The organism is Mycobacterium sp. Root135, from assembly GCF_001426545.1.
Taxonomy (GTDB): Bacteria; Actinomycetota; Actinomycetes; order Mycobacteriales; family Mycobacteriaceae; genus Mycobacterium.
Genome location: NZ_LMEZ01000005.1, coordinates 338,818 through 350,399, shown reverse-complemented (window position 1 = coordinate 350,399; position 11,582 = coordinate 338,818). Strand labels below are relative to the sequence as shown.

Annotated in this window: 9 protein-coding genes and 2 pseudogenes; 9 read left to right on the top strand and 2 right to left on the bottom strand. The window is 64.1% G+C overall.

What is annotated here, in order from left to right; all coding sequences use genetic code 11:
* Positions 1 to 171 precede the first annotated feature (171 nt).
* The 3 genes from ASD37_RS12840 to ASD37_RS12830 are packed head-to-tail and all read left to right on the top strand — an operon-like array spanning position 172 to position 3,358.
* The gene (locus tag ASD37_RS12840; protein ID WP_235568165.1) at positions 172 to 1,521 is read left to right on the top strand and encodes a phenylacetate--CoA ligase family protein; all 1,350 of its coding nucleotides are present in this window, start codon (positions 172 to 174) and stop codon (positions 1,519 to 1,521) included.
* On the top strand, positions 1,518 to 2,216 hold the full coding sequence (locus tag ASD37_RS12835; protein ID WP_056551340.1) for a hypothetical protein: 699 nt from the start codon (positions 1,518 to 1,520) through the stop codon (positions 2,214 to 2,216). Before ASD37_RS12840 ends, ASD37_RS12835 begins: the two co-directional genes overlap by 4 nt.
* Positions 2,213 to 3,358 (top strand): acyl-CoA dehydrogenase family protein, encoded by a 1,146-nt coding sequence (locus tag ASD37_RS12830; RefSeq protein WP_056551339.1) that lies wholly within the window; start codon positions 2,213 to 2,215, stop codon positions 3,356 to 3,358. The genes ASD37_RS12835 and ASD37_RS12830 overlap by 4 nt, the downstream gene beginning before the upstream one ends.
* A 60-nt stretch (positions 3,359 to 3,418) precedes the next feature.
* Here ASD37_RS12830 and ASD37_RS12825 read toward each other — a convergent pair whose 3' ends face one another.
* Positions 3,419 to 5,539, bottom strand: coding sequence for a molybdopterin-dependent oxidoreductase (locus tag ASD37_RS12825; protein ID WP_056551338.1), 2,121 nt, complete (start codon positions 5,537 to 5,539; stop codon positions 3,419 to 3,421).
* Positions 5,540 to 5,583: 44 nt separating this feature from the next.
* A complete protein-coding gene (locus tag ASD37_RS12820; protein ID WP_056553201.1) occupies positions 5,584 to 6,093 on the bottom strand; it encodes a DoxX family protein in 510 nt (169 codons plus the stop codon).
* A gap of 138 nt (positions 6,094 to 6,231) precedes the next feature.
* On the opposite strand from ASD37_RS12820, the gene ASD37_RS12815 reads away from it, so the two are divergent.
* From ASD37_RS12815 to ASD37_RS12790, 6 genes and pseudogenes are all read left to right on the top strand, one after another.
* Positions 6,232 to 6,984 carry a 3-hydroxyacyl-CoA dehydrogenase gene (locus tag ASD37_RS12815; RefSeq protein WP_056551337.1) on the top strand — a complete coding sequence of 251 codons (753 nt, stop codon included), beginning with the start codon at positions 6,232 to 6,234 and terminating at the stop codon, positions 6,982 to 6,984.
* 60 nt (positions 6,985 to 7,044) lie between these two features.
* A pseudogene (locus ASD37_RS12810) lies at positions 7,045 to 7,497 on the top strand (NAD(P)H-dependent flavin oxidoreductase); the annotation flags it as partial.
* A gap of 113 nt (positions 7,498 to 7,610) precedes the next feature.
* Positions 7,611 to 8,162, top strand: a pseudogene (locus ASD37_RS12805) (NAD(P)H-dependent flavin oxidoreductase); the annotation flags it as partial.
* Positions 8,163 to 8,490: 328 nt separating this feature from the next.
* Positions 8,491 to 9,264 (top strand): ABC transporter permease, encoded by a 774-nt coding sequence (locus tag ASD37_RS12800; RefSeq protein ID WP_056551336.1) that lies wholly within the window; start codon positions 8,491 to 8,493, stop codon positions 9,262 to 9,264.
* 41 nt (positions 9,265 to 9,305) lie between these two features.
* Positions 9,306 to 10,112, top strand: coding sequence for an ABC transporter permease (locus ASD37_RS12795; protein ID WP_235568164.1), 807 nt, complete (start codon positions 9,306 to 9,308; stop codon positions 10,110 to 10,112).
* Positions 10,113 to 10,115: 3 nt separating this feature from the next.
* Complete coding sequence (locus tag ASD37_RS12790) at positions 10,116 to 11,564, top strand: MCE family protein (RefSeq protein ID WP_056551334.1); 1,449 nt, start codon at positions 10,116 to 10,118, stop codon at positions 11,562 to 11,564.
* Positions 11,565 to 11,582: the final 18 nt, after the last annotated feature.

The following is an 11,582-nucleotide window of genomic DNA, read 5'->3' as shown; positions in this document are numbered from 1 at the left end:
CGCGTAAGGCGTTCGTCAACCGAGGCGATGACCGGATGGGCCGTTGTTGTGTTTGGGCCGAGAACGCCATTGCCCGAACTCACCTTTACATGTAAGAATCAGACCCCAATGCGCATCACTGCGTGCCCCTCGGCCCCTTCGCGACCAATGCGTAGGCGGCGGGACTGGAGGATGATGACAACGAATATCGATACTGGCTCGGTTGCCGAGACGGCGTCCAATTCGGACCGGCGGTTTCTGGAACCGCAGATCGAAACCGCAACGCGGGCAGAGATCGCCGCCTTGCAGCAGCAGCGCGTACTTGATCTGGTCCAGTACGCATGGAGCAATTCACCGTTCTATCGTGAGCACTGGTCGACGGCAGGCGTCTCGCCGCAAGACATCGCCTCCACGGAGGACTTCCTTGCCCGCATCCCGACCATGACGAAGTCGGATATCCAGGCCTACCGTGACCGCACCGGAGACCCATATGGCGGTCTGCTCTGCGTCGACCCGTCGGCGTTGACCTCAATCACCTCAACCTCGGGGACTACGTCGTTGCCCGAACCCCTCCCCGAGATCTGGACGACTGCCCCACCGCTACCGACGATTTCGGCTCGTGACCTTTGGGAAATCGGCGTGCGCCCGGGGGACCGGGTCATCGTGCAAACCGGCACATTGCGCAACTATTTCGACGACTATTTTCACCTGCTCGGTGTGGTGCCAATCTTCATCGACACGTGGGTCGGAGAGGGCGAACGCGTTCTGCAAGCCATTCAGCGCTACCAGGTGTCATACGTACAATTTCTGCTACCCATGGTGCTGGAGTTCGAACGCCTCGCAGAACGCTACGACATGCGGGCCATGTTGTCGTCGCTCAAGGGCGCGGCATTTGCCGGTCAGCCGCTGGGTGGCGTTTTGACCGACAAGATCCGCAACGACTGGGGCGTCGACCTCTACACCTACACCAGCGCCGGAGACACCGGGACGGCATGGGAGGGTCGGGAGCATGACGGTTATTACCTATGGGAGGACACGGTTCTTGCCGAGTTTCACGACCCGGTGACTGGTGAGCCGGCCGCCGACGGCGAAGTGGGCGAACTGGTGGCGACAGACCTCGACAACTGGGCCTCCCCGTACATCCGCTTTCATTCCGGAGATTTGGTGCGGCACACCCGCCAGCCCGGTCCTCATGGGCGCACGCACACCCGTATCTGGGTGGCCGGCCGCAAGGGGGACGAGACCGTCGTGGCAGGCAAGGCTATTCTGGTTTCCGACGTGTGGGCTGCTGTGGAAACCATCCCCGAACTATCCGACGGCATCTTTCAAATCGTGCGCGCCGCCGACGAGATGCACCGGCTACGGGTGCGGGCTGGTTACGCGCCTGACCGAACCACCGACAAAGCCGACCTGCTTGCACGATCCACGGCCGCGCTGCAACAGCGTCTAGGCGTCTTGGTGGACGTCGAATTGTGCACCGCTGACTCCCTGCTGGCGAAGAGCACCAGCGTCTCGAAGTTCAACCGGGTGGTGAAGGCATGAGCCGACAATCGATGACCGACGCCGCGAAGGCACTGGGGGGCCCGCCCATATACGGGCTGGCGAGTTGCCGTGTGGGTGCGGACTACTTGGACTTCGAGATCGGGTGGGCGGAATTCGAGCGTGACACCGCCTGGGCCGAAACCATCCTGCGCCGAGCGGGTTTGAAGCGTGGCGACATGGCCCTGACTACTCTGACCAACTGGGAATCTCCGTGGGGCAGTACCGTGACCCACGCCTTGCGCAATCTCGGCGTGACCTATCTGCCCGCCGAGGTCTTCGCGTGGGACGTCCGGCGGGTGTTGATGTTCCTGCAACGGTTCCCCGTCAAGGCCGTCATCGGTCTCGGGGGGGCGACCCTCAACGCACTCACCGAAGCCGGTGCACCGGTTGCGGAGCTGCTCTCGCGAGTTGACGTCATCTGGGCTCGGCCCAGAGCTGCCGTCATGCTGGCGGACCATCAAACCGCAGTAGCTCCGTTCGTGCGGTTCGGACCGGCCTTGGCAATGGGGCTCCCTGGAGAACGACAGGCGCTGGTCAACGGTCGTGAGTGGGACGTAACTTCCACTGAGCGCGGCCTCGTGGTCTCCAACATCGCCCAACGGGCAACGAATTTTCTCGAGGTGACCACCGGATTCCGCGGCACCGCCACCCGTGTCGACGACGACATCGTGGTGGCCGGCGAGCCGGTGTCGTGACCGTCGAACGACTGCTACCCACCGACGACGCGCGCGACCTGATCGCACTGACTCGAGACGTCTGCGACGGCGTTCTTGCCCCAGTGGTCGACGATGCCGAACGGCACCGTCGATACCCGAGCGAAGCCTTTCGCGCGCTCGGCGACGCGGGCCTGTTGAGCCTGCCGTACCCCGCGAAGTGGGGTGGCGGAGAGCAGCCGTACGAGGTGTACCTACAAGTCCTCGAGGAGATCGCCGCGCGGTGGGCGGCGGTGGCCGTTGCGGTCAGCGTGCACAGCCTGGCATGCCATCCACTGGCAGTGTTCGGTACCGTCGAACAGCAGCAAGAATGGTTGCCTAAAATGCTGGACGGCAACACGATTGGCGCCTACAGCCTTTCGGAGTCACAAGCAGGATCTGACGCCGCGGCGCTGCGATGTGCGGCCATCCCCACCGGCCAAGGGTATGTGGTGCGCGGTGAGAAGGCCTGGATAACCCATGGTGGTATCGCCGATTTCTACGCGTTGTTCGTGCGCACGGGTGAGGGTTCCAACGGCATCAGCTGCCTTTTGGTGCCAGGCGAGCAGCAGGGCCTGAGTTTCGGCAAGCCCGAGGACAAGATGGGCCTGCATGCCGTGCCGACCACCGCAGCGTTCTATGACGACGCCTTCATACCGTCTGGGCGGCGAATCGGCCGCGAGGGCCAAGGTCTGCAGATCGCATTCTCTGCGCTCGATTCAGGGCGACTCGGCATCGCAGCCGTCGCTGTGGGTATCGCTCAGGCAGCTCTCGACGCTGCCACCGAGTACGCGCATCAGCGAAGCACATTCGGCCGCAGGATCATCGACCATCAGGGCTTGGGATTCGTCCTCGCCGACATGGCCGCCGCCGTCGGTTCCGCCCGGGCCACCTATATCGAGGCCGCACGGCGCCGCGATCTTGGCATGGCCTACACCCGGGCGGCGTCGATCGCCAAACTCGTGGCCACCGATGCCGCCATGAAGGTGACGACCGACGCCGTTCAGGTCTTCGGCGGAGCCGGTTATACCCGCGACTACCCCGTGGAGCGGTACATGCGCGAAGCCAAGATCACCCAGATCTTCGAGGGCACCAACCAGATTCAACGTTTGGTGATCAGTCGCTCATTGGCGCGGCAGCTGTGACTCACTAGACCACAGTCGCACCCCGGGCATCTAAGTCTTTTCGCCACACGTTTGCGCATGTCATTCGGCGGTCGGCTCGTGAGATTTGGCGGTGGTATCGAGTATCGGTTCTACTGCCACCCAGGTCTCGTTGAAGGCCGACATCAGAGACAACGGATCTTCTTCGCTGCGGGCGGACAGTTCGTTGCGATTTGCTCCGTGTGCTCTGGGGTCGCTCGAACCAGACGGGTCGAAAACTCTGGAACCCCAGCCGTGCTCGACGACGACGACACCAGGGCGGGGCGCGTCAGATATCGCCACTTCCAGTTCGATCTGGCCGACGCTGGACCGAACACGTGCGCGCGAGCCTGCGCTGACACCCGCTCGCCTCGCGTCGTCGACGTGCATTTCCACGCGGTTGGTCGTCACGAGGCGTTGGCTTCCGGGAAGATCGTTGAGGTAGGAGTTCATCGAGCTCATTCGGCGTCGATTGCCCAACTGCAACGGCAAGCCTGGGGGCGCCGACGGCGGTGTCGTGCTCAATTGTCGCCGGCACTCGGCTATGAACCGGGGTGGGGCCAACCTGACTCTTTGGTCCGCGGTTCGCAAAAATGCTGCGGCATGGCCGTATTCGCGCGGACCGAGCATGACACCATGAGGGTTCTGTAGCAGCTCGGCCCAATCAATGCGGCCACCGCGTGTCATGACGCGCTGCCAATCATCCTCAGGCGTGGAACGCGGGTCGTCAGGCCTGTATCCGGGGAGGCCAAGTCTGCTTCCCAGCATTTCGTAGAACTTCCACTCGGGCACGACGCCCGGCGGCGGAGACACGGCCCGTTGGGCGAACTGTACGAAGGGCAGCTCTTGCGTAACCGACTGCAGGGGCGCGATCTCGGCGCGCTCGAGCCAATGTGTGCCGGGAATCAACCAGTGAGCTGATCGATGGCTTTCTCGTTGCACCAGGTCGACGGCGACGAGTAGCTCCAGGTCCTGCAGTGCAGCGTCCAGTGCGCCTCCCTCCGGGCCACTGATCACGGGGTTCCCGTGGTCGACGAACAACGCTCGGACTTGTCCCGGACCGGGTGTGGTGATCTCGTCCGGCAGCTCTGCGACAGCGTGGGTGCCCTCGATTGCCGGTCGTCGGGCAACCCGAGACACATGCGGCGCTGCGTCGTAGAGGGGCAATCGCAAACGGGTTGTCGGAGGCTGAAAGTACCTCCCCCCTGGCGTATCCCAGCGGCCGGTGACGATGTTGAGGATTTCAATCAACCACAGCGCGATGGTGCCGCGGCTCGTTTGCGACACCCCGGTCCGCCCCACGGCCAACGCGGTTCGCGCTCTTCCGAACTGCAGCGCGACGGATTCGATGGTGCCCACATCTAGGCCCGCCCGGTCGGCCAACTCGTCGACCGAGGCCGCGGACGCCAGAGCACGAATGTCGTCCAACCCATCGCCGATTCTGGCGCACTCCGACTCGTCAACCAGGCCGTTGGCGAACAGCACCTTGAGAATCGCCAGCAGAAGCGCCCAATCCTGGCCCGGCCGCGGGGCTATGTGCAGCGTCGCCGAGTCCGCCGTCTTAGTGCGATACGGGTCGACGACGACGAGGTCGGCGCCGTCTCCGACGCGAGCCATGATCCGGGCCCAGCCGTTGGGGACCGATTCGACCCAGTTCATCTTGCTCTCAGCGGGATTGGCGCCCACCAATAAGAAGAAGTCACAGTCGTCAACATCGGGAATCATCGGGAAAAAGGTCGTCCCGTACATTTCGCCGCACGCGATTGCCCAGCCATTGGTGTCAACTGACCCGTAATTGAAGACACTCCTGCTGCCGAGCGCGTTCATGAACCGGTGCAGAGACGGAATCGCCGCGGCGTTGAAGCCAGCCGGGTTCCCGAAGTACACGGCGACGCCATCAGGACCCACACGTTCGATGATCGACCGTATCGAGCGGGCTATGTCGTCGACGGCGTCGTCGTAACTGGCTGGAACGTATCTGTCACCGACGCGGCGCAGCGGCGAGGTGATGCGGTGGGGATGTTCCACTAGGGCGGCCGCAGTTCGACCCTTCACGCAGAAGTCCCGCCAACTGTACGGATTGGCCTTGTCAGGACCGATTCGCGTGACCCGTCCCTCCTCGACGGTCACCGCAATCCCGCACCGTTGCTGGCAGATTCGACAACTGGTGTACACGGTGGACATCTGTTGTTCCTTCGAAATGGGAGACGCAGCCGACCAACGCGGGGCTAGCTAGCCTTGGCTGGCCGGTAGAAGAGCGCGAGCTGACCCACACCACCCAAGACGCCCAGCCCGACGGCCACGACGAAGCCAATCCCCCCAGACAGCCACTCCGCTTGAGGCAGGAGTGCGTCGACACTGAAGCGGCCAGCGCCAAGCGTTGCCACCGCAACGGCCGCTACGGCCAACACCAGGTTGTACTCCCAGCCGTCCTTGACGATGAAGAAGCCGTTGCCCCGGTGCACTGTCCACCCCGCCACGAGCATCAACGCAACGAATCCGGCCGCCGCGACCGGCGTGAGGACCCCCAGCGCCAAGCCAATACCCGCGGCCACTTCGGATCCTGCCGCCACGCGAGCGTGCAACAGGCCGGGTCGCATACCCATCCCGTCGAACCAACGGGCTGTACCCGCAATCCGGCCCCCGGCGAAGAACTTGTTCAAGCCGTGCGCCAGCATCGTCCCGCCCAGGCACAGGCGGAGCATCAGCAGTGCAGCATCAGTTGCGTAGGTCTGCATCATGACGGCCACCTCTCGGAATACGTGCCCACGTGGTGTGCGAGCGAGCACAGACGGAACCACGAACTGTACATGTATAGTTCGTCTCCATCGGGGTGAATTGCGGCTGCCCCACGGCGACACGAGGGAGCGGGGTCCATGCAGATCAGGGATTCGGTGGCGGTCGTCACCGGTGGTGCGTCGGGCTTGGGCCTGGCGACCGTGAAGAGGCTGTTGGACGCCGGCGGCAGTGTCGTGGTCATCGACCTCAAGGGTGAGGAAGTGGTCGCCGAGTTGGGGGAGCGCGCCAAGTTCGTCGCGGCGAACGTCACCGACGAGGATGCGGTGGCCAAGGCGCTCGACGTCGCCGAGTCGATGGGTCCGCTGCGCATCAACGTCAACTGCGCCGGCATCGGCAATGCGGTCAAGACGGTGAGCAAGAACGGTCCGTTCCCGCTCGACGGATTCCGCAAGGTCGTCGAGGTCAACCTGATCGGCACGTTCAACGTGATCCGGTTGGCCGCCGAGCGGATCGCCAAGACCGAACCGCTTGGTGAGGAGCGCGGTGTCATCGTCAACACCGCGTCGGTGGCGGCATTCGACGGTCAGATCGGTCAGGCGGCGTACTCGGCGTCCAAGGGTGGTGTGGTCGGGATGACCCTGCCGATCGCCCGCGACCTGTCCCGCGAACTGATTCGGGTCTGCACCATCGCCCCCGGTCTGTTCAAGACCCCGCTGTTGGGTTCGCTGCCCGAGGAGGCTCAGCGTTCGCTCGGTCAGCAGGTTCCGCATCCCGCGCGGCTCGGTGATCCCGACGAGTACGGCGCGCTCGCGCAGCACATCGTGGAGAACCCGATGCTCAACGGAGAGGTGATCCGGTTGGACGGTGCCATCCGGATGGCACCGCGATGAGCGCTCGCGCGAAGAGCAGAGGGCACCGATGAGCGCTCGCGCGAAGAGCAGAGGGCACCGATGAGCATTCGGACGAAGTTCACCGGGGTCTTCGGTGTCGAGCACCCGATCGCCCAGGGTGGTATGCAGTGGGTCGGTCGCGCGGAACTGGTTGCCGCGGTGGCCAATGCGGGCGGGTTGGGGTTCATCACCGCGCTGACGCAACCCACCCCGGCGGACTTGGCGCGTGAGATCGCCAAGACCCGGGAGTTGACCGACAAGCCGTTCGGGGTGAACCTGACGATTCTCCCGTCGATCACCCCACCGCCGTATGACGAGTACCGCCAGGTCATCGTCGACGAGGGCGTCAAGATCGTCGAGACCGCCGGGTCCAACCCGGCGCCGCACCTGCCGATGTTCCACGACAACGGGATCAAGGTGCTGCACAAGTGCACCTCGGTGCGGCACGCGGTCAAGGCCCAAGGCCTCGGCGTCGACGGCATCAGCATCGACGGGTTCGAGTGCGCCGGTCATNCCTGCCGATGTTCCACGACAACGGGATCAAGGTGCTGCACAAGTGCACCTCGGTGCGGCACGCGGTCAAGGCCCAAGGCCTCGGCGTCGACGGCATCAGCATCGACGGGTTCGAGTGCGCCGGTCACCCCGGTGAGGACGACGTGCCCGGGCTGGTGCTGATTCCGGCGGCGGCCAAGCAAATCGAGATTCCGATGATCGCCTCGGGTGGTTTCGGTGACGCTCGCGGTCTGGTGGCGGCGTTGGCGTTGGGTGCTGACGGGGTCAACATGGGCACGCGGTTCATGTGCACCGTCGAGTCGTGCATTCACCAGAACGTGAAGGACGCGATCGTCGCCGGTGACGAGCGTGGCACCGAATTGATCTTCCGCAGCCTGCACAACACCGCCCGGGTGGCGAGCAACGTGGTCTCGCGGGAAGTGGTGGAGATCCTCAAGGGCGGTGGTCAGTTCGAGGACGTCAAGGATCTGGTGGCCGGGGTGCGCGGTCGCAAGGTGTTCGAGGACGGCGACGTCGACGCGGGCATTTGGACTGCGGGCACCGTGATGGGGTTGATCGACGACATCCCGACGTGCGCGGAGTTGATCTCCCGCATCGTCTCAGAAGCCGAGGACATCATCACCGCACGACTGGGCGGCATGGTGTCGATGAGCGCCGTGCGTTAGCCAGGGGTCTGTAACTGCCGACCCACTGAATTGTGCCGCGTGGACGTCGGAGCCTGCGTTCTCAGCTGGTTCGATGGCGCGCTCATGCCTGCTTCGTGGGGCTTCGCGGCTCCCCAAGGTCGACCGCCGTAGTCGTTGCCGAACCCGATGCATCAACGACCTGACTGCTTTCCGGGCTGTGCTTTCGCGCTTTGCCGGGAGGCTCCGGATGACGACTTTCGCATGTGGCTTGAGTCACAAGATTCGGCGTGTATAGTCCTGCCTTACACGTATAGCTGCGCTGTGGTGTGGCGGCTGAATCGAACATTCGACGGGCGAGGAGCAAGACATGACGTCGGTCCCTCTCGGTGCGCTGTCAGGGCCAGCGCGCGCACTGGGGCAGTTCTTCGCGATGTCTCTCGACACGGTGGTACTGATCTTCAAGCCACCGTTCGCTTGGCGCGAATTCCTTTTGCAGGCATGGTTTGTCGCCCGCGTCTCGCTGGTGCCGACGATGATGTTGTCCATCCCCTTCACCGTCCTCACGGTCTTCATCCTGAACATCCTGCTCGTAGAGATCGGCGCTGCCGACGCCTCGGGAACGGGTGCTGCGTTGGGTGCCGTCACCCAAATCGGGCCTGTGGTAACCGTTCTCGTCGTCGCAGGCGCCGGCGCCACGGCCATGTGTGCGGATCTTGGTGCTCGCACTATTCGCGACGAGTTGGACGCCTTGCGGGTGATGGGCATCGACCCGATCCAAGCATTGGTGGTGCCGCGGGTTGTGGCAGCAACCTTGGTGGCGCTGCTGCTTTCGTCAATCGTGACCCTCATCGGCCTGACTGGAGGGTTCGTCTTCTCGGTCTTCATCCAGCACGTGACCCCCGGCGCCTTCGCGGCAGGCCTGACGTTGTTGGTGGGATTGCCTGAGGTCATCACCGCCGTGGTGAAGGCGGCACTGTTCGGGTTCGCCGCGAGCCTCATCGCTTGCTACAAGGGGATCCACGTCGGCGGTGGACCAGCCGGCGTAGGCAACGCCGTCAACGAGACGGTCGTGTTCTCCTTCATGGCCTTGTTCTTCATCAACGTCATCACCACCGCTGTCGGCGTGCAGGCTGGCGCATGAGTACTGCTGCCTCACAGTCATTTCCACGGCTTCGCCTCCGTATGCGCCGCTGGTCCAACGGTTGGCGCCGCGTCGGCTTCCAGACGTTGTTCTACGGCAAGACGCTGACATCGGTCACCGACGTATTCACCAGGTACCGCACAGAGTTGCTACGGCTGGTCGCGTCGATGAGCCTCGGCAGCGGGGCATTGGCCGTGGTCGGCGGCGCGGTCGTCATCATCGGGTTCTTGACACTGTCGGCAGGTGCGGTGCTGGCGGTGCAGGGATACAACTCGCTGTCCGGCATCGGCGTCGAGGCGTTGACCGGGTTCATCTCCGCCTACGTCAACGTCCGTATTGCTGCACCGTTGGTGGCCGGCATCGGCCTCGCCGCAACGATCGGGGCCGGCGCGACAGCGCAGCTAGGGGCAATGCGCATCAACGACGAGATCGATGCGCTGGAGGTCATGGGCATCAAGTCAATCGCCTACCTCGCGTCGACCCGCCTGATCGCCGGGATCATCGTCGTCATCCCCCTGTACTGCGTAGCCGTCGTCATGTCCTTCGTCTCCGCGCGGTTTGCCACGACAGCCATCTACGGCCAGTCGACGGGTGTCTATGACCACTACTTCGGCACGTTCCTGAATTGGACCGACCTGGTGTGGTCGTTCCTGCAGGCCATCCTGATGGCGCTGGTGGTGATGCTCGTTCACACCTACTACGGCTTCACTGCCTCGGGCGGCCCCGCCGGCGTAGGCGAGGCCGTAGGACGTGCTGTGCGCACGTCCCTGATCTGCGTCGTCCTGGTAACCCTGTTCCTGTCACTGGCCATCTACGGCCAGTCCGGCAACTTCAACCTCTCGGGATAGCAGATGGAAGACATGTTCAGGCAATCGCGGCTTCGCCCCCAATGGGCCGCCGCGGTGTTGGTACTCGTGGTCGTTTCCGCCGTCGTCGCGTGCTCGCTGCTCTTCGCGGGCACGTTCGCCTCGACGGTGCCGATCACGCTGACCTCCGACCGCGCCGGGCTGGTGATGGAGACCGGCGCCAAGGTCAAGCTGCGCGGCGTGCAAATCGGCAAGGTGGGAACCATCAGCGGTGGGGGAGATCAGGTACGGCTGACGTTGAACCTCGACCCCGATCAGGTCGACCGCATTCCCGCCAACGTACAGGCGCAGATACGGGCAACCACCGCGTTCGGTGCCAAGTACGTCGACCTCGTCATGCCCGACGATCCGAGTTCGCGACACCTGTCCTCCGGAGCAGTGTTGCAGTCGCGCAACGTCAGCACCGAGGTCAACACCGTCTTCGAGAACCTCACCGGCGTGTTGAAACAAGTCCAGCCCGACAAGCTCAACGCTGTGCTGACCGCGTTCGCCGACGGCGTGCGCGGGCAAGGCCCACGCATCGGCGAAGCGACCTCAGCCGCCAACGAAGTTCTCGCAGCGCTCAACGACCGCGCGGACACCATTGGCGGGGATTTCCGCTCACTCAAGGGATTTAGTGACGCGTATGCCGCGGCCGCACCGGATTTGGTACGCATTCTCGACGCGGCGTCGACCACGAGTGCGACGATTACGAAGCAGGCCGCTGACCTGGATTCGCTTTTGCTGAGCGTTATCGGATTTTCCCAGTCGGCGGTCAATCTGCTTGCGCCCAACCAGAAGAACTTGATCGACGCCGTGAACGTGCTGCAACCGACGACGGATCTGTTGATGAAGTACAACCCGGAGTACACCTGCTTGCTCGTGGGATCCAAGTGGTGGCTGGACAACGGCGGCTTCGCCGCGGTTGGCGGTAACGGCTACTCCGATGTCGCCGATGCCGCTCTGCTCTGGGGCAAGGACCCCTACCGCTATCCGGACAACCTTCCCGTGGTGGCTGCCAAGGGCGGACCTGGCGGACGACCGGGCTGCGGCTCGCTGCCCGATGCCAGCAAGAACTTCCCGGTACGCCAGCTGATCACCAACACGGGGTGGGGGACCGGCGTCGACGTCCGCCCCAACCTCGGGATCGGAAGTCCTTGCTACGGCAACTACCTACCGGTGACCCGGGCGGTACCCAAACCGCCCAGCATTCGACAGTGTCTGCCAGGCCCGGCCATCGGCCCCGTCCCCTACCCCGGCGCACCCCCCTATGGAGCCGCGCTCTACGGCCCTGGCGGAGTGCCGCTGTGGCCTGGAATACCGGCGGCGCCTCCGCCGCCACCCGATGCGCCAGTGGAGGCCGCTCCGGTCGTGTCACCAGGTGAGGCGCCATCGGCATCCGCACCGGCACCCCCTCCTCCGGGCAACTCCCTCAACGGGGTGCCGATTCCGTGACTTCGACGACCCCCGCTC

Bases quoted from the DNA above. Each gene is read 5' to 3' on its own strand.
- ASD37_RS12840 (WP_235568165.1), top strand. From the start codon at position 172: ATGATGACAACGAATATCGATACTGGCTCGGTTGCCGAGACGGCGTCC.
- ASD37_RS12835 (WP_056551340.1), top strand. From the start codon at position 1,518: ATGAGCCGACAATCGATGACCGACGCCGCGAAGGCACTGGGGGGCCCG.
- ASD37_RS12825 (WP_056551338.1), bottom strand. From the start codon at position 5,539: ATGTCCACCGTGTACACCAGTTGTCGAATCTGCCAGCAACGGTGCGGG.
- ASD37_RS12820 (WP_056553201.1), bottom strand. From the start codon at position 6,093: ATGCAGACCTACGCAACTGATGCTGCACTGCTGATGCTCCGCCTGTGC.
- ASD37_RS12815 (WP_056551337.1), top strand. From the start codon at position 6,232: ATGCAGATCAGGGATTCGGTGGCGGTCGTCACCGGTGGTGCGTCGGGC.
- ASD37_RS12800 (WP_056551336.1), top strand. From the start codon at position 8,491: ATGACGTCGGTCCCTCTCGGTGCGCTGTCAGGGCCAGCGCGCGCACTG.
- ASD37_RS12795 (WP_235568164.1), top strand. From the start codon at position 9,306: ATGCGCCGCTGGTCCAACGGTTGGCGCCGCGTCGGCTTCCAGACGTTG.
- ASD37_RS12790 (WP_056551334.1), top strand. From the start codon at position 10,116: ATGGAAGACATGTTCAGGCAATCGCGGCTTCGCCCCCAATGGGCCGCC.